Origin of the sequence: Salinisphaera dokdonensis CL-ES53 (assembly GCF_040361215.1) — a bacterium.
Taxonomy (GTDB): Bacteria; Pseudomonadota; Gammaproteobacteria; order Nevskiales; family Salinisphaeraceae; genus Salinisphaera; species Salinisphaera dokdonensis.
In genome coordinates this window covers 163300-190014 of sequence record NZ_APND01000004.1, presented here as the reverse complement: position 1 = coordinate 190014, position 26715 = coordinate 163300, and the positions used below count along the sequence as shown (strand labels likewise).

The window sequence follows — 26715 nt, the reverse complement described above, 5'->3', positions numbered from 1 at the left end:
GCAAGGGCACTCGGCCAGCGTCGAAGACTAGTCAGCAAGCTCAGGAATCTGGTGGAACGCTCGATGACTACCGTTTCCAAGACCTGACCGTCTTACGATCCCCATCGCACGTTGCGATAAGTCGCTTTAACTACCGAACGATACGAGCGTTTTCTCGACTCCGTCTACGAGAATGCGACCCATAGAGACGGCAACCGGGCACTCCCGGGAAACAAACCGGCGGGCCGTCTGATTGTCGAACTAGGCGGAAGCCCGATCGGCGAGCTGATACCCGACGCCATGCACCGTTCGAATCAGTGATTCGCCGCCGACTTCAGCCAGCAGATGGCGCAGGCGATGAATATGTCCACGGAGCGCTGCCTCGGAGGCCGGCGGCGCATCGGGCCAGACCGTGTTCTCGATCTCACGCCGGGTCACCACCTGCGGGTGCCAGCGAACCAGCAGTTCGAGAATGCGATAACTGGTGGGGGCCAGCGGTACCGTCTCGCCAGCGCAATGGGCGGCTATGAGGTCAGGATCGAGGTATAGCGACGCGCTGCAGATTTCGTGTGCATTGCGGCGTTTGCGATAGACCGCAGCTTCGAGTCGTTCATAAAGCGCGGGCAGGGCCGCTGGCGCGGACAGGCAATTGAGATGATTGCTTTCAGCGTCGGGATTATCCGAGGCGTCGTCGCAGACGACCAGTATCGGCGCCTGGGTACACATGTCGGCGCGCAGACGGGCGCACAGGGTTGAATCATCCAGACGGGGTGGATCGGGATCGAGAATGATCGCGTCGTAGCGGTACATCTCGCACAGGCGAACGGCGAGCCGGCTGTCCGACGCGAAATCCGGCTCATGCCCGTGCTGGGTGAGATAGTCGCCGATATCGATCGCTCGCTGATCGTCGGCTTCGATGATGAGAACGTCCATCGCTCCGATTGCCTTTCTGAATGCTCGGCCGCAACAGGGCATGAGACAGTCAGGTTGCGCAAAGGTTTAATCGAAACAAAAGGTTTCGCAAAGTCGTTCCAGTGAATGCGTCGCCGCCCCACAGAAACGCCATAAAAAAAGGCGGCCGAAGCCGCCTTTCGTACCGTGAAGGATTGGGCGCCTAGGCGCTCATGAGCTCCTCCAGGCGAATCGGCAGTTCGCGCACGCGTTTGCCGGTCGCGTGATGCACGGCGTTGGCCACCGCGGCGGCCATGCCGGTGATACCGATCTCGCCAATGCCGCGGGCCCCGAATTCGTTGAATTCGTAGTCCGGGTGATCGAGCAGGATCACATCGACATCGTCCGGTTGGTCCGCATGAACGGGCACCAGATATTCCGCGTAGTTGTTGTTGATCGGCAGGCCCGACCGCTCGTCGTAATCGGTGGCCTCGAACAACGCCATGCCGATACCCATGGCGACCGCGCCCTCGACCTGATTGGCCGAGGTCTTTTCGTTGATGATCTGGCCCACGTCGATGGCGCTGACCACACGCGAAACCCGCAGTCGCGAAATGCCCGCATCCCAACGCACTTCCACGAAATGCGCGCCGAAGGAGCGGAACGAATACTCGCCCTGAGGTGCGCCCGGCGTGTGGGCTTCACCGTCGGCGTTGGCCAGCTTGAGCTCCTGGAGCACATCGGTATAGGCGACCGACTTGCCGTTGTCGTCCGCCAATTGGCCGTCGTCGAAGCTGAGATCCTCGGCCTTGGCGCCAGCAAAGGCGCCACCGTCACCGATCGCATAGCTCTTGAGTGCCTCCACAGCCTTGCGCGTAGCGCCCGCGATGGCGGGCAGGGTGGTGGCCGTGGCCCAGGAGCCGCCCGAAACCGGCCCGCTCGGGTAGCTCGAATCACCCAGCTCGACCTCGATCCTGTCGATCGGAATACCCGTAATCGACGACACCGCCTGGGCAACGATCGTGTACGTACCGGTGCCGATATCCTGAGTTGCGCAGGAAGCGAACGCGGTGCCGTCTGCACGTAGGGACACGCGTGCATCGCAGTTCATCTTCAGCGCTTCCCAGTTACAGGCGGCCATGCCCCAGCCGATGACTTCATCGCCATCGCGCATCGAGCCGACCTCGTGATTGCGCTTCGACCAGCCGAATTTCTCTGCGCCCTTGTCGAACGCTTCCATCAGATGGATGCTCGAAAACGGCAGGTCCATGCTCTGGTCACGCTCGGTGTAGTTGGCCTTTCGGAACTCGAGCGGATCCATGTTCAGCTTTTCGGCCATCTCGTCCATGGCCGATTCCAGTGCGAACAGGCCGGGGGCGGCGCCGGGCGCGCGCATCGAGGTCGGCGTGCCGTGATTGGCGCCGATCGTGGCGTGGCTGACCCGCAGGTTGGCGCAGTCATACAGGCTCTTCGTGCAGCTGCCTGTCGTTTCCACGTAGGTATCGGTCATCGAGGTGGTATTGACCGTATCGTGGGTCAGCGCCGTGAGCTTGCCGTTGTCGTCGGTGCCGATCCGGATCTGCTGGCGGGTCGGCGGGCGATGGCCGGTGGTGGTGAACATGGCATGGCGCGGCACCATGAGCTGTACCGGTCGGCCGATCTCTCGCGAGGCCGCAGCGGCAGCGATCGCATGGGGCCATATCCACAGCTTGCTGCCGAAGCCGGAGCCGATGAACGGCGAGCGCACCTCGACACGTTCGGGCGGCAGGCCGAATACCTTGGACATCACGTTGCGCGCGAAAATCACGCCCTGTGATGCCTCGTGCAGCACGAGGTCGCCATTCTCCCAGCTTGCCGTGCTGGCGTGCATTTCCATCGGGTTATGGGTTTCCATCGGCGTAACGTAGGTCACGTCGATCTGGTTCGACGATGAATCAAACGCATTGTCCGGATTGCCGCGACTGTGGCCGCTGGAATCATCGGTCTTGGGTTTGTCGCCGCGCGCCAGTGCCTGGCTGAGCGTGGCGACCGGTTCGGCGTCGGCGCTGTATTTCACTTTTACCGCGTAGGCAGCCGCCCGCGCGTTGGCAAAGGTGTCGGCGACTACCAGTGCCACGAACTGCCCCGGGTAGTAGACCCGGTTGTCTTCGAAGGGCAGGCGGGTCTCGTCGACCTTGTTTTCCTGGGCGAAGCTGCTCGGCGTGCGATACAGATCGGGGAAATGATCGTGGTGGAAGATATCGATCACGCCCGACATCTGTTTCGCCTGCGAGAGATCAATATCATCGATCGTGCCGCTGGCAACGGTGCTGAATACGCCGTAGGCATAGGCCATGTTCGGCAGATGATAATCGGCGGCGTACATCGCCTGGCCGCTGAGTTTCTGCGGACCGTCGATACGCGGCTTGGACGCACCGATGATCTTGGCTTGGATCTTGTCAGTCATGGTTGCTTATCCTGTGAGTTCAGGCTGTCGTGGCGTTTCGGAGACTGCGCACGACAGCCTGCTGCCCGAGCGGGATCTTGAACGCGTTGTGTTCGTAGGGCGTCGCGCCTTCGAAGGCGATTTCGGCGGCCTTCTTGAAGCTGGCCTCGTTGGCCGGCTGGCCGACCAGCGCCTGTTCTGCCCTAGTGGCACGCCACGGCTTGGTGCCCACGCCGCCCATGGCAATACGGGCCTCGCGGATCGTGTCACCGTCAGTCGCCACGATCACGCCAGCCGAGGCCAGGGCGAACTGATAGGAAGCGCGGTCACGCAGCTTGAGATAGTGCGAGCTGTTGCCTTTCACCGGCGCGTCGAGCGTGACGTGGGTGATCAGCTCGTCGGCCTCGAGCGCATGTTCTTGCTCCGGCGTGTCGCCGGGTAGCAGATGGAAATCGAGGAAGTCGATCTCGCGCTCGCCGTTGGGCCCATTCACCGTCACGGTCGCGCCGATCGCGGCCATCGCCACACACATGTCGGACGGATGACTCGCAATACAGTGCTCGCTGGTGCCCAGCACGGCATGCACGCTGCGATTGTCGCCGCCGATGGCTGAGCAGCCACTGCCCGGCTCGCGCTTGTTGCAGGGCGAAACGCCGTCACGGAAATAGGCGCAACGCACCCGTTGCATCACGTTCCCACCGGTCGTGGCCTTGTTGCGCAATTGAGTTGAGGCCCCGGAAAGCAACGCCTCGGATAGCACGGCGTAATCGTTTTTTACGCGGTCGTGATAGGCGAGATCGGTATTCGTGACCATGGCGCCGATCTTCAGGCGTCCGTCATCGAGTTCCTCGATGTCGTACAGCGGCAGATCGTTGACGTCGACGATCCGCTCCGGCTGCATCACATCCAGCTTGACCAGATCGAGCAGGGTGGTGCCGCCAGCGATGAACGACGACGGCTGGCCCGCATGGGCCGACACGGCCGTGTCGACGCTGTCTGCACGTTGATATGAAAAGTTTCGCATCGGTTGCTCCCTAGACCTTGCCGCGGGTCGACTGCACCGCGGCAAGAATGTTCTTGTAGGCGCCGCAGCGGCAGATGTTGCCGCTCATCGCTTCGCGCACGGCTTCATCGCTCGTGCCGACGCGGTCGTCGGCCAGGATCGAGGTCGCGCTCATCATCTGACCGGAGGTGCAGTAGCCACACTGGTAGGCGTCCTCTTCAAGAAAAGCCTGCTGGATCGGGTGCAGTTGGTCGCCCTCGCCCAGGCCTTCGACGGTGGTGATCTCGTCGCCTTCGTGCATCACCGCAAGGCTCAGGCAGGAATTGATCGCCACGCCGTTGACGTGAATCGTGCAGGCGCCGCACTGACCGTGGTCGCAGCCTTTCTTGGTGCCGGTCAACTGCAGGTCGTCGCGAATGGCGTCGAGCAGGATGACGTTGGGGGTCACGTCGATCTGCTTCATCTTGCCGTTGATCTTGAACGTCACCCGGGTCTTGCCTTCGGCGGGTGCATCGTTGGTGGCCGACTCGGGCGCGCCTTCGTCGGCGAATGCCTGGCCCAGGCCGGCACCCGAGGTGGCGGCCGCGATGCTCGACATGCCCACGCTTTTCATGAATCGACGCCGCGATTCGGAATGCGCCGGCTGGCCCTTGCGTGGGTGATCGGCCGCGCCGCGGACGGCGCCACTCTGGTCACGGTTGCTCATTGTTTACTCCGGGTCGGGGCAGCGCTCGGGGCGCTGCTCGGTGGAACTGACTTTTTATGGATCGTGTATCGATCCTGTTTATTGTCGGATTCGCTATGGAATGCGCTACGAGCTCGGTCTTTCTGAACACATGGTAATTACAGTACTCCTACACCATAAACGATCGCAGCGCGGTGTATCTTTGGTCTCGAGTTTGAGTCTTATTCGTCGTCGATCGTCGCCCGGTGCGTGGTCGACGGGCGTTTGCCGCACGTCGCAAAGCGGCCGGTGTATCAATGTCACGCAAGCTCGTGTCGCGGGCCGCGACTAGCCGATAGCGGTCGCGCGGCACCCCGTCCAACACGGCTTTGGCACCGCCATCGCCCTCCAATGCCGCCATGGCGGGGAACAGCTGGCGGGACACGAGCACCGGATGCCCCGGCAGTCGTTGGCTGACCGGCCGCACATAGTCGAGTCCGGCATGCCAGGCATCCCGCAACCGTAAGACGAGGCGCGGCTCCATGTCCGGCATATCGCCCAGACATATCAATGCGCCATGACAGGCCTGTGGCAATGCGGCGAGGCCGCAACGCAGGCTGCTGGCCATGCCGGACCTGTACGCCGGGTTATTTACAAGTCGTACCCGGCGTCGCTTATAGCGACTGCTACGAATCAGCCGTTCGACGCGACGGCGTTTGCTACCGGTCACGACCACGATCGGGCCGACTGATTGTTCGAGCAGGCAATCCAGGCTGTGTTCGATGACTGCCTGGCCATGGAGCCGGGCCAACATTTTGGATTGCGCGCCGTAGCGGCGCGACGAACCCGCCGCGAGAACGATGGTGCCTATCAAGCCTGAGTCGCGCGCTCACGTGGGCGCAGCGCCACCAGTTCGGCGAGCACCGACAACGCGATCTCGCGCGGCTCGCGGGCATTGATCGAGAGACCCGCCGGCGTATGCGGGCGCGCCAGATCGTGATCGTCGAACCCGTCATCGCGCAATCGCTGCACGCGTTCCGCGGCCTTGGTCCGGCTACCCAGTGCCCCGACGCTGAAGGCCGGCGAGGCCAGCGCCTTCGCCAGCATGGCGTGGTCGTCGTCAATATCGTGGGTCAACGTATATACCGCGCTCGACGCGTCCAGTTCGAGGCTTTCCAACGCCCGGGCAAGCGGACGCGTGTCGTAGTGCGCAAGCGTCGTCCCGGGCGGCGGTGCGGCAGGCCCGTACGGGCGCAGTAACACGACGTCATAGCCAAAGGTCGGCGCCAGCTGGGCCAGGGCAAGCGTGACCGGGTCACCGCCGGCAATCACCAGCCGCGGGCTCGGCAGATAGCGTTGGTGAAACACGCGACGCCCTGGATCGTCGCCGCCCGGGCCGTAACCATGGCTGCCGTCCGACAGGTCGATACGTACATCGAAGGCCCGTCGGCGAATACGCGCGTCGTTCCAGCGCGCGACGTAATCATCGGCATCAGGGAGGGCGCGTACGAAGATGCCAATCCGTCCGCCGCAGGTCAGTTGCACGTCGAGCACCGGGCTTCCGGCGCCGTAATCGAGCGTCACCGGCGTGCCGGTTTCCAGTACCTCGAGTGCCTGGGCGGCGACAGCCGCTTCCACGCAGCCGCCGGAGACATAGCCCGCGACTTCGCCACGATCATTGATCGCCATTTCGCTGCCGACCGGGCGAGGCGAAGAGCCGTTCACGTGTACGAGCGTGGCCACCGCAATACGGCGGCCTTGTGCCCGCCATGCGCGCATTACGGGCAGCAGGTCGTCCACCAGGCCATAGGTTGGCCAAGCCGGCCAGTCGGCTCGTTGCGGCCGCTCGGCTTCCGGCGCGTGGAAGCGCTCGGTAAAAGGGGTGATCTTGTCTGCCATGCTCGATGCCGACATTAGCGCCTGCGATCACCGCTGCCAACTACGCAGGCCGCCGCGCTTTGCGGGGTCGGCTCGCCAGACGGCAACTTGAACAGACGGAGTATGTATGGGGCAGACAATACGGTCGCGCGCAATCGAATACAACCGTGGACGCCGAGCGATGCTTTGTCCCGGGCGAGCCGATCCCGTGCCGACTGAACCCGCTGTCCGAAATATACAAGAGCGGCAGGTGTTCTAGGCGTCGCTGTTCAACGGCTCCACAAACACGCGGCTGGCGCGCACGTCTGCAGCTTCCAGAGTCGTGAGATCCCTGCGCGTGACCGATCCGCGGGCTTCGAACAGACGCTTTGCCTGGCGCAGCCGCATGCGATCGAGCGCGTTGCGGATCGAGCGGGCATTGGCGAAGTGGGGCTGCTGCATACGCCGCTCGATGTATTCGTCGAAAGCGGTCTTGGCCTCGTCACTGAACTGATAGTTCTCGTCAGCGAGCATGAGCTGGCTGATCGAACCCAGTTCGTCGGGCGAATAGTCGGGGAAATCGATGTGATGGGCGATACGTGAACGAAAGCCCGGATTGGATTCGAAGAAACGATCCATGCGGTCCTTGTAACCGGCCATGATCACCACGAGATCGTCGCGATTGTTTTCCATGACCTGCAGCAGAATCTCGATCGATTCCTGGCCGTAGTCGCGTTCATTCTCGGGCCGGTAGAGATAATAGGCCTCGTCGATGAACAGCACGCCGCCCATGGCACGCTTGATCACTTCCTTGGTTTTGGGCGCGGTGTGGCCGATGTACTGGCCAACCAGATCATCGCGCGTGACGGACACCAGATGGCCTTCGCGCACGTAGTTGAGCTTGTGCAGAATCTGAGCCATGCGCTCGGCGACCGTTGTCTTGCCGGTGCCGGGGTTGCCGGTGAAGCACATATGCAGGGTCGGCGTATCCGATGCAAGATTGAACTGGCGCCGGACATGATCGACGAGCAGCAGGGCAGCGATCTCGCGGATGCGGGTCTTGACCGGCGTCAGGCCGATCAGGTCGTGATCGAGCTGATCGAAGACTTCCTGGATCTGCGACTCCTCGAACACCACGTCGAGATCGACCCGGGCATCGTCGGCCAGGGGCTGCTTGTCGTCGCGGCCCGTGGTGTCTTCTGCGCTGCTCATTATCGCCTCCTGCATGATCGCTGTCTGTCTATACGGCTATTCCATGGGCGCCCGGAAGGTGTTTGCGGGCGCCCACGGCTGCCGTGATCTCTAATAGCGCTGGCTTTCGGGTTTATCGGTGGCGTAGCTGTGGATGGTGTAGCGGATCTTGCGGCCTTCCCATTCCTGACGCGTGACCTGGAAGCCGGGCTCCTCGGGCGGCCGGTTGACGATGAACGACAGCCGCGGCGTTTCCCACTGGTGGGTACTGTCGAAGGCCGTCAGCCGGATGTAATGATTCGGGAAGGTCTTGCGACATTCCTCGAGATCCATCATCAGCCCGGCTGGGTCCTTGAGATCGAACATCGGCTGGCCGTACATCTCCCAGTAGGTGTTGCGGGGATGCGGATCGTCGGTGTATTCGAGGTTCACCGCCCAGCCGTTGTCGAGGCAGTACTTCACCTGTTTCTTGATCTGCTCGTCGGTGAGGTCGGGCAGGAACGAAAACGTGCCTTGGGTCAGTCGCATGGCAGTATCTCCTTGTTCTTGTGAGGCGTGTATTCGAGCGCCTAGCTGGAGGCGGTGGCCGTCGGCACGAAGTCCGGGGTATCGGTCGACGTGTAGTCGAAGGTGATGTCCTTCCACGTATCCAGCGCGTGCTGCAGTGGTTTGCAGTCCTTGGCGGCCTTGTTGAGGATGTCCGGGCCTTCGCTCAGGTAATCGCGGCCCTCGTTGCGGGCCATGATCATGGCTTCCAGCGCCACGCGATTGGCGATGGCGCCGGCCTGGATGCCGTCCGGGTGGCCGATGGTGCCGCCGCCGAACTGCAGCACGGTGTCCTCGCCGAGGTAGTGCAGCAGCTGATGCATCTGGCCGACATGGATACCGCCCGAGGCGACGGGCATGCACTTGTTAAGGCCCGCCCAGTCCTGATCAAAGAACACGCCGTGTTCCAGGTTCTGTTCGTTGAACGGCTCGCGCAGCACGTCGTAGAAGCCGGCGATCTGGTTCGGATCACCTTCGAGCTTGCCGACCACGGTGCCTGCATGGATATGGTCCACGCCGGCCATGCGCATCCACTTGGAGATCACGCGAAACGACACGCCATGATTTTTCTGCCGTGTGTAGGTCGAGTGACCGGCACGGTGCAGATGCAGGATCATGTCGTTCTTGCGCGCCCAGTTGGACATGGACTGGATCGCCGTATAGCCGATAACCAGATCGATCATGATGATGGACGAGCCGAGATCCCTGGCGAATTCGGCACGCTCATACATGTCTTCCATGGTGGCCGCAGTCACGTTCAGGTAATGCCCCTTGACCTCGCCGGTTGCGGCACTCGCCTTGTTGACGGCTTCCATCACATAGAGGAAGCGGTCACGCCAGTGCATGAACGGCTGCGAGTTGATGTTCTCGTCGTCCTTGACGAAGTCCAGACCACCCTTGAGGGCTTCATAGACCACGCGGCCATAGTTGCGACCCGACAGGCCCAGCTTGGGTTTCGTGGTCGCACCAAGCAGCGGCCGGCCGAACTTGTCCAGACGCTCGCGCTCGACAACGATGCCGGTGGGCGGGCCCTTGTAGGTCGTCATGTAGGCGGTCGGGATACGCATGTCCTCGAGGCGCAGCGCACTGATCGCCTTGAAGCCGAACACGTTGCCGATGATCGACGCGGTCAGGTTCGCGATGGAACCCGGTTCGAACAGCTGAATATCGTAGGCAATATAAGCGAAATACTGGTTCTCGTTACCGGGCACCTGATCCACGCGATAGGCCTTGGCGCGGTACTTGTCGCAGGCCGTCAGGCGGTCGGTCCAGACCACGGTCCAGGTCGCCGTCGACGACTCGCCGGCCACGGCCGCCGCGGCCTCCTCGGGATCGACACCGTCCTGCGGGGTGATCCGGAACAGGGCGATGATGTCGGTATCGAGCGGCTGATAGTCCGGCTCCCAGTAGCCCATCTTCTTGTAGGGAATCACCCCGGCTTCATAGCGTTTGTCGTTCTGGATGGTTTGTGCCATGTCCAATCTCCGGTGTTTCGTGGCATCTGACGGTATTCTCGCGACAGGGTCAGACTAGGCCCGGCTATTGATAAATAAAAGTAAATAGTTATTATTGTTTTCATAAGAAAACATGAGACCTGATAGACGCTATTGAGACGTCTCGAAATCAGGCTCCCAGCCGGTGCGATGGATGAACATAACCCTGCGTCAACTCAAGGTTTTCGAGGCGGTCGCACGACACGCCAGCTATACCCGCGCGGCAGAGGAACTACACCTCACGCAGCCCGCGGTATCGATCCAGGTAAAGAGCCTGGAAGAATCCGTAGGCCTTGCCTTGTTCGAGCAGTTCGGCAAGCAGATCTATCTCACCACTGCCGGCGAGGAGATCCTTCGCTACAGCCGCTCGATCGCGGCCCAGATCGACGAGGTGGGCGACGTGGTCGCACGCTTGAAAGGGGTATCCAAGGGCAGTCTCCATCTCGCGGTGGCGACAACCGCGAACTACTTCATCACCCATCTGCTGGCGGCTTTTCACCGCGAGTTTCCGGAAGTTTCGATCAACCTGTCGGTGACCAACCGCCAGGCGCTGCTCAAGCAGCTGGCCGAGAACCGGATCGATATGGTGGTGATGGGCGAGCCCCCGGCCGAGCAGGGCCTGGCTGGCACGGCATTCATGGAAAATCCGCTGGTGGTCATTGCGCCGCCGGGCCATCCGCTGGGTGAGCGCAAGCGCATTCCGCTCAAGACCATCGCCAAGGAAGAATTCGTGGTGCGCGAAGAAGGCTCGGGCACGCGCGCTGCGATGACCCGGTTCGCGCGCCGCCACCAGATCGCGATCACGCCGGCGATGGTCATGACCAGCAACGAGGCGATCAAGCAGGCGGTGAGCGCCGGGCTCGGGCTTGGACTGGTGTCGGCGCATACGCTGGAGCTCGATCTTTACGCCGAACGGCTGCAGATCCTCGACGTGGCGCATTTCCCGATCATGCGCGAGTGGTATGTCGTGAACCGCGAAGGCAAGCGGCTGTCGCCGGCGGCCGAAGCCTTCAAGCAGTTCCTGGTCGACAACGCCGACACGGTCTGGCCGACGGCCACGAAGGCCGTCGGCGCGGTGGCGGGGCAGAGCGGCTAAAGCCCGCGTTGGCTAGCGGTAACGCACGACGCCGGTTGTGACCATCGATTCGATCAACGGCTGCATGATGATCTCCATGGCGAAGCTCATCTTGCCGCCGGGCACCACCAGCGTGTTGCGCCGGGACATGAACGAGTCGTGGATCATCGACAACAGATACTGAAAATCCACGTTGATCTGCTTCGGATCACGAAAACGGATAACGATCAGGCTTTCATCCAGCGTCGGGATATAGCGGCTGATGAACGGGTTGGAGGTATCTACCGTCGGCACGCGCTGAAAATTGATATGCGTGCGTGAGAACTGCGGCGTGATGTAGTGCACATAGTCGTGCATGCGGCGCAGAATGACGTCCATCACGGCCTCGGTGCTGTAGCCGCGGGCCAGCTTGTCGCGGTGCAGTTTCTGGATCCACTCCAGGTTGGTGATCGGCACCACGCCGACCAGCAGGTCGACATACTTCGCCACGTCAACCAGATCGGTCGTCACGCCGCCGTGCAGGCCTTCGTAGAAGAGTAGGTCGCAACCTTCGGGGACTTCCTCCCAGGGCGTGAACGTGCCCGGCTCCTGATTCCAGGGCTCGGCTTCTTGCTCGTTGTGAAGGTAATGCCGGCGCTCGCCGCCACCCGTTTCGCCGTGCACGCGGAACAGCTCCTCGAGCTTGTCGAAATGATTGGCTTCCGGGCCGAAATGACTGAACGGCCGGCCGTCTTCCTCGGCCTGTTTCACCTGGCGCTTCATTTCCATGCGCTCGTACCGGTGGAAGCAGTCACCTTCCACCGTGGCGGCCCTGAATCCGTCACGGCGAAAGATATGTTCCATGGCCTGGCGCACGGTCGATGTGCCGGCACCGGACGAGCCGGTAACCGCGAACACGGGATGCTTGATCGACATGGTGCTCCTCCCGCTGGGGCAATCGCGCTGTTTGATCTGGGTTTGTTATCAGCTGGTGCCGAGACTGTTTATGCGACCTGTCGCTCCTGAGCCGGATCGTACTGACCCTGCGAGGCCGCACGATTGCAACGTGCCCGGTGCAGCAATGCGTTCTGTGCCGCCTCGGTATTGGCCTTGTCCCCGCGCCAGGTATCCAGCGCCGGCTGCTGCAACGCGCGGGCGTAGGAGAACGTGAGCTTCCAGGGCGCGGCGCCGGCATCGATCCGATTCATCGCATCGAGATGGGCGGTGGCGTCCTCGTTGCTCTGGCCACCAGAGAGAAACGCCACCCCAGGGACCGACGCCGGCACGCTCGCATACAGACAGCGCAGCGTAGCCGCGGCCACCTCACGCCCGTCGGCCTGCTGGGCCGCATGCTTGCCGGGCAGCACCATGCTGGCCTTCAGGATGAGCCCGGGCAGGTGCACATTCTGTTCGCGCAGCTGGGCAAACAGCTGCGTGAGGGTTTCCTCGGTCACCTCATAACAACGCGCGATATCGTGATCGCCGTCGAGCAGCACCTCCGGCTCCACGATCGGCACGATCCCGGCCTCCTGACAGAGCGCAGCATAGCGGGCCAGTGCATGCGCGTTGGCGGCGTAGCAACCGGCGCTCGGAATGCCGTCGCCGATCGTGATCACCGCTCGCCATTTCGCGAACCGGGCGCCCATGGCGTGGTATTCCGCCAGGCGCTCGCGAAGGCCGTCGAGCCCTTCTGTGACTTTCTCGTCGGGATGACCGGCGAGATCCTTGGCGCCGGTATCGACCTTGATGCCGGGGATCACACCGTTGTCGCTCATCATCTGCGCGAATGGCGTGCCGTCGACGGTCTTCATACGCAGCGTTTCGTCATAGAGGATCGCGCCGCTCACGCTCTCGCCCAAACCCGGGGCCGACAACAGCAGGGCACGATAATCGCGGCGATTGTCCTCGCTGTTCTCGATGCCGTAATCCTCAAAGCGCTTGCCGCAGGTCGGCGTGCTTTCGTCGATCGCCAGCAGGCCCTTGCCATCGGCGAGCATGCGCTGGGCAATGTCCTCGAGTGTGGTTGTATCCATTGTCATCTCCTCGCGTTCGTAGCGTTTGTTATGCGGTTTCGGGCTCGGCAATCAGCGCGTACAGGGCCTTGGCCAGATGCGCCTCGGTGAGACCGAAGTGGCGGTATAGATCCGCGGCCGGGGCCGACTCGCCAAAGCTGTCCACGCCCAGCACGCGCCCACGCGGGCCGACGTAGTAGCGCCAGAGCGCGCTGACGCCGGCTTCGATCGCCACGCGTGCGTCAATATGTGCCGGCAGTACCGATTCGCGATAGGCCGTGTCCTGTATCTCGAACAGGTCGAGGCAGGGCATGGACACGACCCGGATCGCGCGTCCTTCGGCGGCCAACGTCTTCGCTGTGGCGATCGCAATCTCCACCTCGGAGCCGGTGGCAATGATCAACGCTTCCGGCGACTGCGGCGGCTCGTGCAATACATAACCGCCGCGCAGGATGTTCTCCACCGTGGGCACGTCACGTTCGAGATGCGGCAGATCCTGACGGGACAGAGCGAGAGCGGTCGGCCCGTCGGCGCGCTCGATCGCCGCTTTCCATGCCGCCACGGTTTCGACATCGTCGGCCGGTCGCCAGACATGCAGGTTCGGGATTAGGCGCAGACTCGAAAGATGCTCGACCGACTGGTGTGTCGGGCCATCCTCGCCGAGCCCGATGGAGTCGTGGGTGTAGACGAGGATGCTGCGCGTGCCCATGAGCGCGGCCATGCGCACCGCGTTGCGGGCATAGTCGGAAAAGGTCAGAAAGGTGGCCGTGAACGGGATATAGCCGCCGTGCAGAGCGAGCCCGTCGGCCATGGCAGTCATGCCGAATTCGCGCACGCCGTAGTGCAGATAGTTGCCGCTGTACCCGGGCGCGCCGATGGCCACATGACCGTTCCAGTCGGTGCCGTTCGAACCGGAGAGATCGGCCGAGCCGCCGAACAGCTCTGGCAGGCGCGGCGCGAAGAATTCGAGCATCGCCTTCGACGCCTTGCGCGTGGCGGTATCGGCACCCTGGACCTGAATATGATGCAGATGGCGCATCATGTGCCTGGACCAGTCCTCTGGCAGTGCGCCGGCCTGGCGGCGGCTGAATTCGGCCGCCAGTTCGGGATAGCTTTCGGCATAGCACGCGTAGCGCTGCTGCCACTCCTGTTCCCAGGCAGCGCCAGCGTCCTGCTTGTCCCACGCAGCATATATCTCGTCGGGGATGGCGAAGGGCGTCGCGTCGGCCCAGCCGAGTTGTTTGCGGCTGGCGGTAATCTCGTCGTGACCCAATGCGGCGCCGTGCACGCCTTCCGTGCCCTGTTTGTTCGGCGAACCCCAGCCGATGACAGTCTTGCAGCAGATCAGGGTGGGCCGTTGCGTATCGACCCGCGCGGTCTGGATCGCTTTTGTGATGGCCTCGGCGTCGTGGCCGTCGACATCGCGCACGACCTGCCAGCCATAGGCCTCAAAGCGCTGCGGCGTATCGTCGCTGAACCAGCCGTCGGTTTCACCGTCGATCGAGATCCCATTGTCGTCATAGAACACGACGAGCTTGCCGAGACCGAGATGGCCGGCCAGCGAACAGGCCTCATGCGAAATACCTTCCATGAGACAGCCGTCGCCGACCAGGCACCAGGTCCAGTGATCGACGATGTTCTCGTCGTCGCGATTGAACTCGGCGGCGAGTGTGGCCTCCGCGAGCGCCATGCCGACGGCGTTAGCCAGGCCCTGACCGAGCGGGCCGGTGGTGGTCTCGACCCCGGGCGTCAAACCGTACTCCGGATGGCCGGGGGTTTTCGAATGCAGCTGCCGGAAGTTGCGCAGTTCCTCGAGCGGGAGGTCGTAGCCGGTCAGATGGAGCAGGGCGTACTGCAGCATGCATCCGTGCCCGTTGGAGATAATCAGCCGATCGCGATCCGGCCAGTCGGGATTAGCCGGATTGAAGCGCATCACGTCGTTCACCAGCACTTCGGCGATATCGGCCATGCCCATGGGCATGCCGGGGTGCCCGGAGTTGGCCTGCTGGACCGCATCCATGGCCAGTATCCGGATCGCGTTCGCGCACACACGCCGATCGACCTGCGACGTGGGCGCACTGCGGTTTGCAGCGCCCGGAGCGCTGGCAAGCAGATCGGTTGAATCCATCGGTCTGTCTCCTGGCTATACGGGTTCGCTAACCCGGCACGCATCGCAAGCACGAACGGCTCTGTGCCGCTCTTTTCGCTGCCAATATGAGACAGACAAGAAATAAGTAAAAATAAATCTTTATTGGCAAACTGATAATATTATCTAATGCATAGGCCGATGGAATCGCGATCTCGCACGGCGCAAAAATGCAATCACGTTGATTGCGATCCCTGTGCTAGGCTCTCGCTCATGCTCGTTCGTAATGGTCGACTGCAACGGCTTATCGCCGTACTGCTCGTGACGCTTGTGGCTGTCAGTGCCCAGGCGTGGGCGAGTCATGTCGACTGGCCGACGAACCAGAGCGGCGAGCATGCCCATGTCGATATTTCCGCTTTCGACGACAGCGCCACGCTGACCGACCTTGAGTCGGCTGATACAGCACACAGCGATCACTGCTGCCATGCAGCGGCCCATCTGGTAGGGCTGCGTTCACACGCCGACGGCGTGGATTTCCGCATGGCCACGCCGCATCGCGCCGAGCGGCGCAACCGCTATACCAGCCTGGCTCATCCGCCTCTGATCGATCCCCCTATCGCCTGAATCGTCTTCCTCGACGCGCCGCACCGCGACGCGTCCTTTTCCGATTCACTGCGATAAGGATCATCCATGTCCCTGCGTCATTCGACGACAGGCGCGACCGCCATTGGTCTGTGCCTGCTGTGGCTTGCTGCGCCGTCTGCGGCCGTCACACAAATCCCCCAACCACTCACGCTCGGTGCGGCGCTTTCCTGGGCCGGCGAGTACAACCCCGGCGTGCGGGCTGCACGCCTTCGTATCCAGCGTCTTGGCGGTGAAGCCACGCGTGCCGATGTCGCGGTGCCGTCCAATCCCCGGATCGAGATCGAAGCCGGTGAGCGTGACCAGCGGTCTGGCATGCGTACTGATATCGGCATCCGGGTCAGCCAGGAATTCTGGATTGCCGGACAGGGCGGCCTGCGCGAAGACGCGGCCGGCAACCGCCTCGAGGCAGCTCGGGCAGACTACGGCTATCTCGAAGCGGCCACGGCGGCGCGCACACGCGCGGCGTTCCTGTCGGTGCTGGTAGCCGAGCAGGCCGTAGCGACAGCCCAGAAGGTGGTCGCGACCAACACCCAGCTGTCGGACTACGCGAGCAAGCGTCTCGATGCCGGCGCGGGCACGCGGATCGAATCGAACGCGGCCCGTCTCGGGCTGCAGCGCGCCCGCGCGCCGCGGCCCGTCTCGGGCTGCAGCGCGCCCGCGCGCTGGCTGCCGCAGCCGGTAATGCGGCGACACAGGCACGGCTTCGCCTCAAGGATCTGCTCGCGATCGATCCGACCCGCCGGCTGGCCATCGAAGGCAACCTGGCTTTTCGCCGCCTGGACCTGCCCGACGAGAACGCACTGCTGTCGCGCGCTGTCGAGCGACGCACTGATCTGCAGGCCGCGGCCGCACGTGTGATCGCCGCGCGCCGGGACCTGTCGCTCGCCAAGCGCCAGATCGTGCCGAATCTCACCGTGTTCGGCTTCTACCGCGAAGAGGCGGGCGGGCGTGCCGACGGCGGCTCCGACATCACCGGCGGCGGCCTCGGGTTCGAGCTGCCGTTACTGGATCGCTACACCGGTGAACGCGAGATCGCCAACGCGGATCTGACCCAGGCACAGCTCGAGCAGGACAACCTCCAGCGCGAGGTGCGTCTGCAGGTGCTGTCGGCCATTAGCGCCTATCGCGCCGCGCGCGCACGGGCCGACGCACTCAGCGACGCAGTGCTCGAAGCCGCCCAAAGCACGCTTGAACTGACCCGGCGCTCGTTTGCCGCCGGCAAGGTCGGCGCCCCGGCAATCACGTCGGCGCAGAACAACCTGATCGATGTGCGCAGCGACTATCTCGACGCGCTCGGCGCGCTGGTCGCCGCCGGCACCGACCTGGAGCGCGCCACCGGCGGCCTGCTCGTCATGGACAGCGGGGAAACCTCCTAATGACTTATCGAAACATGACGCTTCGTATGGTTTCCGGGCTGCTGTGTGTATTGGCTTTTTCAGGCGGCCTTGCTGGCTGTGATACCAGCGGCGCCGGCGCAGCCGGCACCGCGTCGGATTCGGTCACCGCCGATGATGATCACGCGGAACATGACGATCATGACGCCAAGGGACACGGCGGCGACGCGCACGCGGCAGAGCAAGACGGCCACGATGCAGAGGAAGGCCACGCCGAGCACGCCGCGGCCCGTGTCGAGCTGAGCGCCGAACAGCGGGCACAGCTGGATATCGAGATCGGCGAAGCCCGTGCCGGCAGCGCCGGAGCATCGATCCAGGCGCCGGCCACGCTGCACTTCGATGCCGACCGTGTGGCGCGCATCGGGCCGCGCCTGCAGGCCAAGGTGGTCGAGGTCTCGGCCGATCTGGGCGACAGGGTTTCGCGTGGCGATACGCTCGCGGTGCTCGACAGCGTGGCGCTGGGCAAGGAGAAGGCCGCCTATCTGACGGCCTCCGCCCGCTATCGCACCCGCCAGGCCGCCTATGCGCGCGATCGCAAGCTCGCAGCCGACCAGATCGTAAGCGAATCGGCGCTCGCCGAGACCCGTGCCGCCTACCAACAGGCGCAGGCCGAACGGCGTGCGGAGCGTGCCGAGTTGCGCCTGTACGGGCTCGACAATGCCGCCATCGATGCGATCGAGCGTAGTGGCGACGAACCGTTGTCCCGGCTCGAGCTCGTCGCTCCGCGTGATGGCGTGATCGCCAAGCGCGACGTCGTGGCGGGGCAGACGATGGACGCCAACGAGACGCCGATCCATGTCGTCGACAACTCGCGCATGTGGCTCATGATCGATGCCGCGGAACAGGCGTTGCCGCGACTGGTCGCCGGCCAGTCGGTCACATTCACCGTGCGGCCGTTGCCCGACGAGCGCTTCACGGGCGAGATCGACTGGATTTCGCCGCGACTCGATGCCGAGGCGCGCACTGTTCGCGTACGCGCCATTGTCGACAATCCCAGCGGGTTATTGCGTGCCGGCATGTTCGCGAACGCGAGCATACAGACGGATACGCCAACCCAGGGCCAGGATCCGAGCTCGCCCCAGGGCACGCTCGTGCCCGTCGGCGCGGTCCAGCAGATCGGGGAACGAGCCGGCGTATTCGTGCCCGCCGAAGAGGCGAACGCATTCCGGTTCCAGCCGGTGGAAACCGGCGCCGAGAGTGCAGGCCAGGTGGAGATCCGGAGTGGCATTGCAGCGGGCGACGCGCTCGTGGTGCGCGGCGCCTTCGATCTCAAGGCAGCACTGACTGCTCGTGGCCGCAGCGCCGCGCATAGCCACTAGGAGGGCGACATGATCAATTCCATCATTCGCCTGGCCATGGCGAACCGGCTCATGGTGCTCGTTGCTGTGGCCGCGCTCGCGATCGGCGGCTATTTCTCGCTGCGTTCATTGCCCGTGGACGCCTTTCCGGACGCGACCCCGGCACTGGTCCAGATCTATACCGCAAGCCCCGGTCTGTCGCCGGTGGATATCGAAACGCTGATCTCGTACCCGATCGAAATCAGCATGTACGGCCTGCCGGGGCTGGAGAAGGTGCAGTCGACGTCGATCTTCGGGCTGTCGCGTGTCGACGTGTATTTCGAGGATGGCACGGATATCTACTTCGCCCGCCGGCTGGTCAACGAGCGCCTGGCCGATGCCCGCCGCGACATACCTGATGGCTTCGGCGAGCCGCAGCTCGGCCCGATCACCACGGGGCTCGGCCGAATCCTAATGTACTCGGTCGAGAACACGGACGGGGCCGAGCATTCGCTGATGGACCGGCGTACGGTGCAGGACTGGCTGATCAAGCCGCAGCTACGCACCGTCGACGGCGTGACCGGCGTGCTGTCGATCGGCGGCTATGAAAAGCAGTACCAGGTCAGCCTGGATATGACGGCGATGACCGCTCGCGGTTTGACCCCGGCCGACATACGCAGCGCACTCGAACGCAATAATCGCAACGTGGGTGCTTCGTTCATCGAGCGCGGCGGCGAGGAATACATCATTCGCGGTTATGGCTGGGTGGCGCCTGGCGACGCCGGGCTCGACGATCTGCGCAATACCCGCGTGGCGACACGCAACGGCTCGCCGGTCTATGTCCATGACATTGCCGAGGTCGATTATGGCCGTGCGATCCGCCGCGGCGCGGAGATAGCCAACGGTGAAGAAGCCGTAGGCGGCTACGTGCTCAAGCTGATCGGCTCGGATACCCAGCGCGTGCTCGACGACGTCACCGCCAAGCTCGACGAAATCAATGCTTCGCTGCCCGAGGGCATGACCACCAAGGTCTACTACTCGCAGGCCGAGCTGGTCGACAAGGCCACCGGCACCGTGGTCCAGGCGCTACTGATCGGCGCTGTGCTGGTGCTTGCGCTGTTGTATCTATTCCTGGGCAACCTGCGTTCAACGCTGATCGTGGTCTCGAGCGTGCCGTTGTCGTTGCTGGTGGCGTTCATCGCCATGCGCGCATCCGGGCTTTCAGCAAACCTGATGAGCCTGGGTGGGCTGGCTATCGGCATCGGCATGATGGTGGACGGCTCGGTGGTGATGATCGAAAACATCTTCCGCCATTTCGAGCAGCGTGATATTCGTGCCCTGAGCATGGCCGACCTAGTGGGCGCAGCGGCGCGAGAAGTCGGGCGGCCAATCGTATTCGCGGTGGCGATCGTCATCCTCGTGTTTCTGCCGCTGTTCACGCTGCAGGGCGTGGAGGGCAAGCTGTTCTCGCCGATGGCGTACACGATCAGCTTTGCGCTGGCCGCGGCGCTGCTGCTGTCGCTCACGCTGGTGCCGGTATTGGCAGTGCTCGTGTTCCAGCGCGCTACAACGATGCGCGAACCGCGGTTCGTGGCCTGGATGAAAGCCGGTTATCGGCCAGTCCGCGATGCGGCGTTGAAAGCGCCGGCAGTCGTGCTCGGGGTCGCGGTGGTGCTGTTTGGCGCAAGCCTTGCCGTATTTCCGCAACTCGGCACCGAGTTTCTGCCCACGTTGCGCGAGGGCACCTTCATGGTCCGTTCGACACTGCCGCCTGGTGCAAGTCTCGATTCGGCGATCGCCTACGGCAAACGCGTGCAGGATACGGTGCGCGAATTCGACGAGGTCACCGGTGCCTACTCGCGTGTCGGTCGGGCGGAGGTCGGCGGCGATCCCGAGCCGGTCAACGTGGTCGCGACCACCATCAACCTCAAACCGCTCGACGCCTGGCAGAGCGGGCACTCCTATGAAGGGCTGCAGAACGCCATGTCCGAGCGTCTGGCCGCTCGCGTGCCGGGGCTGGCAAACAACTTCTCCCAGCCGATCCAGCTGCGTACGGACGAACTGCTTTCCGGCGTGCAGGCGCAGCTCGTGGTGAGCATTTTCGGCGACGATCTCGACAAACTGGCATCTCTCGGTCAGCAGGTGGCCGGACTCGCGGGTAATACGCCCGGCGCCGTGGACGTGCGCGTGCAACAGCAGGGCGGCAAACAGCAGGTGGTGATCAAGCCGGACCGCGCCGCGCTCGCGCGCTACGGCATCAGCGTGGACGACGTGCTCGATACCGTCTCTCTGGGCGTAGGCGGTGAGGCCGTCGGCCAGGTCTTCGACGGCGTCAAGCGTTTCGATATCTTCATGCGCCTGCAGCCCGATCAACGCGAACGCATCGACGCCATTCGCGATCTGAGCCTGCGAGCGCCCGGGGGCGCGCTGATCCCGATATCGCGCGTCGCGGATATCAACGTCTATACCGGGCCTAAGAAGATATCCCGGGCCAATGCCAGCCGGCGTCTGTTCGTGCAGATGAACGTGCGCGGTCGCGACATGGGCAGCGTAGTCAATGATCTGCGCGGCGCCATCGATCGCGAGATCGACATGCCGGCCGGCTATTTCGTCGACTTCGGCGGCCAGTTCGAGAACCAGCAGCGGGCTATGAAACGCCTCTACCTGGTGGTGCCGGTCACCATGGCGCTGATCTTTCTGCTGCTCTACACCGCGTTCACCAGCCTGCGCTATGCGGCGCTGATATTCCTCAACGTACCGTTCGCCATCATCGGCGGCATCTTCACACTGTGGTTCTCGGGGCTGTATCTGTCGGTGCCGGCAGCGGTGGGCTTCATCGCCGTATTCGGTGTCGCAGTACAGAACGGCGTGGTGATGGTCTCGTATATCAACCAGTTGCGAGAGCAGGGCACACCGATGCAGGACGCGGTGCGTATCGGCGCCGAACACCGGCTACGGCCTGTGTTGATGACCGCGCTCACGGCGGTTCTCGGCCTCATCCCGTTATTACTCGCAGACGGGATCGGCTCGAACGTGCAGCGACCGCTTGCGGCGGTGGTTATCGGCGGGCTGATGACCTCGACGCTGCTTACATTGCTCGTATTGCCCAGCGTCTATCGCTGGTTCGCAGAGCCCGATAGCGTGCGGTGACGTCACGCAGCGGTGCCTGGCGACGGGCGACTTGTCGCCGGGCACCGGTCGATGTCATAACATCCGGCCGCGCGGCACTCGCGTAGGTGAGTGATGTCCTACAACCCGACACAAGCAACCAACGGCCTGGGTATGACTCGAGTATTACGCGCTGCGGTACTGGCGCTTGGCGTGACCGGCATGATCTATTCGATCACCGGTTCTGCTGCGCCCGCTTATTCGGAAGACGTCGCGCGCGCGATGCGCGCCGGCGATTACGACACGGCGCGTTCGCTGTTGCGTGAGCGCGCCGAGGCCGGCGAGGCGGAGGCACAGCTCAATCTCGGGGTATTGCTCGCTACTGGCCAGGGCGGCGCGCCGAGCCCACAGGAAGCTGTGCGCTGGTATCGCGAAGCCGCTGAGCAGGGCAACGCAAGCGCCCAGAACAACCTTGGCCGCGCCTATCTCGAAGGCATGGGTGTGCGCCGCCAGCCCGATACCGCGGCACGCTGGTTTCGTGATGCGGCGGAGCAGGGTGATGCAGGCGCGCAATACAACCTGGGCACTCTTTATGCTCAGGGCCGCGGTGTCGAGCGCGACATGACCCAGGCCGTGCAGTGGTGGCGCAAGGCCGCGGAGCAGGGCGTCATTGCCGCGCAATACAATATGGGCGCTGCCAGTGCGGACGGCGTGGGTGTCAAGCAAAGCGATGCCGCCGCGGTGTATTGGTTTGCAAATGCAGCACAGGCCGGCAATAGTCGGGCACGCGGGGAACTGGAATCCTACGTTTCGCGGCTGCCTACACAACGAATCGGCGCGACGAATGTACAAATACGTGCCGGTGCCGGTACAGACACGCCGGTCATCACCCGGATGCAACAGGGCGCCAAGGTATCGGTGCTTGGCCGCAGTCGTGACGACTGGACGATGATCTATATGCCGGAGCCCCAACAACTCGGCTGGGTGGCGAGTCGACTGTTGGACGAATAGCCAGGCACTCGGGTCGGAGCGCACGCCGCCTGAGGCCAGGGAACGTCGTTATTCGCCATTTGTCTCTTATGCCCATTCGCCGTTGGATTTGGCGACTAGCGTCTGAAACCCAAGACGTAGAACATCGATCCATACATGAACATGGCCCGGTGATTTAACGACGCGGAAATTTTCCTGTTCGCTATCAAGATCAGCCCACACCCGCCGTAAACTAGGCCATCCGACACTACGTATTGATTAGTACGCTGGTGTTACCCAATTACTCAGTGCTTTGAGATGACTGCAGACGGCGACGATTCGCTGCTTTGTCGGTTCTGGATTGATTCTGCTGCGCCCCTGGAGGGTCATATGCTGCTTAATATCCGCCAGTTGGGACTGGCTTCCTGGATCACGACGCTTGTAGCGGCCTTCCTGATGACTGGCTTTATCGCCAGCATCATGTCTGGCACCGGCGTCGAGTGGGCCGTGTTGGCGCTCGCAACGTCAATTCTCGGTACGCAGGCGATCAGCTATCGCCGGGCACGCGCACACCGATCGTCGTTGGCGGCCGCTCCGTAACTGGTTCTTCCAAAACCTCAGCGCGACGTTGAGGCACTAGCAAGAGAGCCCGTGCTTCAATTGCGTTCGACTATGCAACCCGGGGAGCGCTTCGCACGGGGACGTCTGCGCGTCGCGAAGATCTCGGGCACACCGCCGAATAACTCGGGCGACGAGCAACGTAACCCAAAGTCAGGGCGGCTGGTCGCGACGCACAGGCCCGATGGAAGAGCATTAACGATGCAATCCTCACCGGCAATAATATTGCATTTAACATAATATACATTATGCGCAGCTATTGGTGCGGCGGTCGGCAGTCTTGACGAGACAACCGCATCGATCACCGCTGCCGTGTAACCGCTTCATGGTTAGGCGGCTCGTTTTCGGCATGTCTCTCGGAAAGGAAGTCGCCCAACTCATGGAGCTCTTCGATGTGATCGCAAAACGTCTTGACCGTTACGAGCAGCGGCACGGCCACGATCATCCCGACGGCCGACCATAGCCAGGCCCAGAACGATACGGCGAGAAACACCATGACCGTGTTTACCCGCAGCTTGCGGCCCACGAAATACGGCGTCACGAATTGGCCTTCGATGGCAGTCAATCCGAGATACACACCCGCAACCAATGGCGCCCAGACGATGCCCTCGAGCGCTACCAGCGCGACCGCGCCGGCAATCACCACACCACTGATCGCGCCCAGGTACGGGATGAAATTGAACACGAACGCAATCACGCCAAAAATCAGCGGGCTTGGCATGCCCAGCGCCCACATGGCTGCGCCGACACAAACACCCAGACCGGCGTTGATCAGCGTGATCGTCATCAGATACTGCGACAACTGGCGTTCTATGCCGTAAACAATGCGCACGGCCCGCCGCTTGTCCTTGAGCGTCGGGATCACGTGGACCAGCTTCTCGTAGAACATGTCGCCGGACGCCAGGAGGAACAGCAATAACACGAACGTGAAAAGGAATTGCGTCATTACGCTCGGTGCCAGTAATGCCGCGTTGGTTACCAAGCCGTTGTCGGCCATCTCGACTTTCTGGATCTCACTCGAGCCTGCTTCTTCGGCGGCCGTGACTTCTCTAATACGTTCGTTGGCTTCATAAAGACCGTTCAGAGAGGCCGACAAATGTGTGATCTTCTTCTGAATCTGGCGTTCGATCTGCGGCGCGTTCTCTATCCAGGTGCTCACCGGCATGGCCAGCGCGGTCACGATGCACAGAAATCCGGCAAGCAGTAGCAGAACAATGCCCAATGAGGACACGCCGGCAGGAATGCCGCGACGCCCCAAAAGACGCCGTAGCGGCGCAAACACCATCGCCAGCAAAAATGCCAGCACGACGGGCACCAGGAAGTTCTTGGCCTGCGCCAGAACGGCCACTGACGCGTAGACGAAAAGCATCAGACCGATCCAGCGAGGGATCGTGCGCGGCCAATAACGATGGGAAGAGTGATCTTCCTTAGGGGTGTGGTCGCCCATTTTGTTTCAATTGACCGGTTTGGAACTAATAACGAATTATCAGGCTACCCGAATCAATATGAAGGCGATACACCGTAATGATACGGTGGTCTATTGGCTTATTATTCCCACTTTAATCGGCGCCCTGCATCCAACATGTGGCCAGCTAGAATGAGAAATTATGCGAAAAGAATAAATTTCTACAAACTCGCAGTGACCGCTCATTTTAACCCCCCAATACTCCGTCAAGCCGCCTGAGTAAGAACGCGCCGAAACGATAAGCAGCACTCCGCACGTCGGTGTCAACCTCGACGTACGCACAGAGGGCCGGACGGCCCGCCCAAGAGAGAAATAACTTACGCCGGCGAGTTGGCCTTCCCGGACGAGTGGTCTGAGCTCTCCTGAGAGCGCCCTTCAACCTCGGTCGACTCTTCGCCCTCGTTCGTCGACCGCGCACCACCCGCATTCGGATCTCCGCCCTCGCCTTCAGCGCTCTCGGCCGGCTCGATCTGCGAGGGCGTCTGGTCGGGCACCGGTTCGCAAAGGGTATGCTCACTGCCGTCTACGCGAAAACTAATACGCTCATCGGTTTCGGTCTTGAGCCGATTGTCGTGCTCGTCGACAAAACTGTCGCCGCCCTGCGTTGCCGGAAGTACGAGCCGCCGATTACCGAGCCGTACAATCGCGCGATCCGTATTGGTGACCGCCGAGAGATGGAAACCGTCCTCGCATCGGTACTTGCGAAACGCCAAGTCCATCTCCTGACGTGCCTTCACCAGCTCGAGTTTGACGCCTTCGCTGTTTTCGAGCGGCTTGAATCGCAATGGCTGATCCATCTGCCAAAGCACGTCGCCCTCCGGCGCCATAACTTCAGCGCGCAGCCCGTATTCCTCGTTCGGTTTTATGAGGTTACGCGCGATTTCCAGATCGAACTTTATGGTCTCACCCTGAACCTTGTGAATAGACCGTTCGGCGACGATGCGTTTGTCGCCACCACCGTCGCGATGCTCGAACATGCTGATTCGAGCGCTTGCGTTCGCGGGAAGCGCCTGCTCAGTGTTGCGCACGAGTTCCCCGGACACGTTGATGTTCGGATCGGGCTCCGACCCGCAGCCCGCGAGAACTGCTGAAAACGCGATGAAGAGCATCGCGCACAAACGACGAAACGGATTGTCTCGGAACATTAAATACCTGGTCTAATTAATTGAAAAAGCGAGTATCTGGCTGAGCTGGCAGAAGGGCCGCTCGGTGGCCTCCTCCCAGTCATTGAATGCGGTCTGGATCTCGGCGAGCGCCGCCTTGCTGGTGGTGCGCCCTTCATAGACACCCCAGTGCGCTAGCGCGCGCACCACCCAATCGGTGAGCAAGAACGTGTCTTTTCCACACATGCGAAGAAAGGCGGGAGCCGAGTTACCGCCCAACTGGGTGAAGCGCCGCCGCAATTCCTGCCAGAGATCGACGATCTCGTCTTCCGGCCATTCCGCCAACCAGAAGCCAAAGCTGCCGAATTCTTCGACGATCTTCTGCATGGCTATGGCGTTGTCGCGAACGGCAAATATCTTCTTGCGGTGCCGAATCAGGCTTTCGTCGCGGGCCAGACGTTGCAGGTCGGTATCGTCGAACGCGGCGACCGTGTCGAGATCAAAATCCGCAAATGCGACTTCAAATGCCGGCCAGCGCTGGTCGACAAGGCGATGCGTAAGCCCGGCGCGGAACACGCGCCGATTCATGACCGACAGGTAGCGATCGTCGCCGATCATGGCGAGCGACTCGGGCGGCTCGGGGCTGATCAACTGCGATTGGAGCGCTTCCTTGCCGCCCACAAGTTCGCGCGCTCTTTTTTCGATAACCGAGAACTCGGTCATATCGGAACATACCCTGCCTGAAAACGACCCCAAGTTTACCTTAGACGGTCGCCACGCACGGTAACTGACCGTATCCGCAAGTTTTACGGGCGTTGGCGGCATGTTTCGCTCAGGTCGACAATGCCCATCTGACTTGAACAGGCCAGACAAATTCCACGACCTGTGGCCACACCCGTAAAAAAACGGGGGCTCAAGGCCCCCGCTGGATACTT

General features: G+C 62.4%; 23 protein-coding genes. 8 read left to right on the top strand and 15 right to left on the bottom strand.

The genetic code is table 11. The features are described 5' to 3' along the window. Positions 1-240: 240 nt before the first annotated feature. The 9 genes from SADO_RS13235 to SADO_RS13195 all read right to left on the bottom strand — a co-directional run bounded on the left by SADO_RS13235 (position 241) and on the right by SADO_RS13195 (position 10031). On the bottom strand, positions 241-912 hold the full coding sequence (locus tag SADO_RS13235) for a response regulator transcription factor (protein WP_353112163.1): 672 nt from the start codon (positions 910-912) through the stop codon (positions 241-243). Positions 913-1093: 181 nt separating this feature from the next. Then, a complete protein-coding gene (locus SADO_RS13230; protein WP_353112681.1) occupies positions 1094-3304 on the bottom strand; it encodes a xanthine dehydrogenase family protein molybdopterin-binding subunit in 2211 nt (736 codons plus the stop codon). A gap of 31 nt (positions 3305-3335) precedes the next feature. Beyond that, positions 3336-4319, bottom strand: coding sequence for an FAD binding domain-containing protein (locus SADO_RS13225; RefSeq protein ID WP_353112161.1), 984 nt, complete (start codon positions 4317-4319; stop codon positions 3336-3338). A 10-nt stretch (positions 4320-4329) separates the two neighbouring features. After that, entirely contained in the window at positions 4330-5004 is a 675-nt protein-coding gene (locus SADO_RS13220; RefSeq protein WP_353112159.1) for a (2Fe-2S)-binding protein, read from the bottom strand. A gap of 148 nt (positions 5005-5152) precedes the next feature. After that, the gene (locus SADO_RS13215; RefSeq protein ID WP_353112157.1) at positions 5153-5836 is read right to left on the bottom strand and encodes a nucleotidyltransferase family protein; all 684 of its coding nucleotides are present in this window, start codon (positions 5834-5836) and stop codon (positions 5153-5155) included. Then, complete coding sequence (locus SADO_RS13210; RefSeq protein ID WP_353112155.1) at positions 5833-6861, bottom strand: XdhC family protein; 1029 nt, start codon at positions 6859-6861, stop codon at positions 5833-5835. Before SADO_RS13210 ends, SADO_RS13215 begins: the two co-directional genes overlap by 4 nt. 234 nt (positions 6862-7095) lie before the next feature. Further along, entirely contained in the window at positions 7096-8031 is a 936-nt protein-coding gene (cbbX, locus tag SADO_RS13205) for a CbbX protein (RefSeq protein ID WP_353112153.1), read from the bottom strand. A 90-nt stretch (positions 8032-8121) separates the two neighbouring features. Beyond that, the gene (locus tag SADO_RS13200; protein ID WP_353112151.1) at positions 8122-8538 is read right to left on the bottom strand and encodes a ribulose bisphosphate carboxylase small subunit; all 417 of its coding nucleotides are present in this window, start codon (positions 8536-8538) and stop codon (positions 8122-8124) included. Between the two features lie 41 nt (positions 8539-8579). Continuing rightward, positions 8580-10031, bottom strand: a complete 1452-nt coding sequence (locus tag SADO_RS13195) for a ribulose-bisphosphate carboxylase large subunit (protein ID WP_434547912.1) — start codon at positions 10029-10031, stop codon at positions 8580-8582. A gap of 172 nt (positions 10032-10203) precedes the next feature. On the opposite strand from SADO_RS13195, the gene SADO_RS13190 reads away from it, so the two are divergent. Beyond that, positions 10204-11145, top strand: a complete 942-nt coding sequence (locus SADO_RS13190) for a LysR family transcriptional regulator (protein ID WP_353112147.1) — start codon at positions 10204-10206, stop codon at positions 11143-11145. A gap of 12 nt (positions 11146-11157) precedes the next feature. Here the strand turns inward: SADO_RS13190 and SADO_RS13185 are convergent, their stop codons facing one another. From SADO_RS13185 to tkt, 3 genes are all read right to left on the bottom strand, one after another. After that, positions 11158-12039, bottom strand: a complete 882-nt coding sequence (locus tag SADO_RS13185) for a phosphoribulokinase (RefSeq protein WP_353112145.1) — start codon at positions 12037-12039, stop codon at positions 11158-11160. 68 nt (positions 12040-12107) lie between these two features. Further along, positions 12108-13136: a class I fructose-bisphosphate aldolase gene (locus SADO_RS13180; protein ID WP_353112143.1), complete on the bottom strand. Its 1029-nt coding sequence runs from the start codon at positions 13134-13136 to the stop codon at positions 12108-12110. A gap of 28 nt (positions 13137-13164) precedes the next feature. Continuing rightward, positions 13165-15243 carry a transketolase gene (gene tkt, locus SADO_RS13175; RefSeq protein ID WP_353112141.1) on the bottom strand — a complete coding sequence of 693 codons (2079 nt, stop codon included), beginning with the start codon at positions 15241-15243 and terminating at the stop codon, positions 13165-13167. 231 nt (positions 15244-15474) lie between these two features. Here tkt and SADO_RS13170 point away from each other — a divergent pair, with 231 nt between their 5' ends. The 7 genes from SADO_RS13170 (at position 15475) to SADO_RS13140 (ending at position 23194) form a co-directional block, all read left to right on the top strand. Then, positions 15475-15825, top strand: coding sequence for a hypothetical protein (locus tag SADO_RS13170; protein ID WP_353112139.1), 351 nt, complete (start codon positions 15475-15477; stop codon positions 15823-15825). Positions 15826-15891: 66 nt separating this feature from the next. Beyond that, positions 15892-16704: a TolC family protein gene (locus SADO_RS13165; RefSeq protein ID WP_353112137.1), complete on the top strand. Its 813-nt coding sequence runs from the start codon at positions 15892-15894 to the stop codon at positions 16702-16704. After that, positions 16701-17222, top strand: a complete 522-nt coding sequence (locus SADO_RS13160) for a TolC family protein (RefSeq protein WP_353112135.1) — start codon at positions 16701-16703, stop codon at positions 17220-17222. Before SADO_RS13165 ends, SADO_RS13160 begins: the two co-directional genes overlap by 4 nt. After that, positions 17222-18559, top strand: coding sequence for an efflux RND transporter periplasmic adaptor subunit (locus SADO_RS13155; RefSeq protein WP_353112133.1), 1338 nt, complete (start codon positions 17222-17224; stop codon positions 18557-18559). Before SADO_RS13160 ends, SADO_RS13155 begins: the two co-directional genes overlap by 1 nt. 9 nt (positions 18560-18568) lie before the next feature. Then, complete coding sequence (locus SADO_RS13150) at positions 18569-21667, top strand: efflux RND transporter permease subunit (RefSeq protein WP_353112131.1); 3099 nt, start codon at positions 18569-18571, stop codon at positions 21665-21667. Between the two features lie 132 nt (positions 21668-21799). Beyond that, on the top strand, positions 21800-22636 hold the full coding sequence (locus tag SADO_RS13145; RefSeq protein ID WP_353112129.1) for an SH3 domain-containing protein: 837 nt from the start codon (positions 21800-21802) through the stop codon (positions 22634-22636). A gap of 348 nt (positions 22637-22984) precedes the next feature. Beyond that, a complete protein-coding gene (locus SADO_RS13140) occupies positions 22985-23194 on the top strand; it encodes a hypothetical protein (protein ID WP_353112127.1) in 210 nt (69 codons plus the stop codon). Between the two features lie 319 nt (positions 23195-23513). Here SADO_RS13140 and SADO_RS13135 read toward each other — a convergent pair whose 3' ends face one another. From SADO_RS13135 to SADO_RS13125, 3 genes are all read right to left on the bottom strand, one after another. Next, entirely contained in the window at positions 23514-24581 is a 1068-nt protein-coding gene (locus SADO_RS13135; RefSeq protein ID WP_353112125.1) for an AI-2E family transporter, read from the bottom strand. Between the two features lie 413 nt (positions 24582-24994). Then, complete coding sequence (locus SADO_RS13130) at positions 24995-25822, bottom strand: hypothetical protein (protein WP_353112123.1); 828 nt, start codon at positions 25820-25822, stop codon at positions 24995-24997. A 12-nt stretch (positions 25823-25834) separates the two neighbouring features. Then, on the bottom strand, positions 25835-26605 hold the full coding sequence (locus SADO_RS13125; RefSeq protein WP_353112121.1) for a DNA-3-methyladenine glycosylase I: 771 nt from the start codon (positions 26603-26605) through the stop codon (positions 25835-25837). Positions 26606-26715 lie beyond the last annotated feature (110 nt).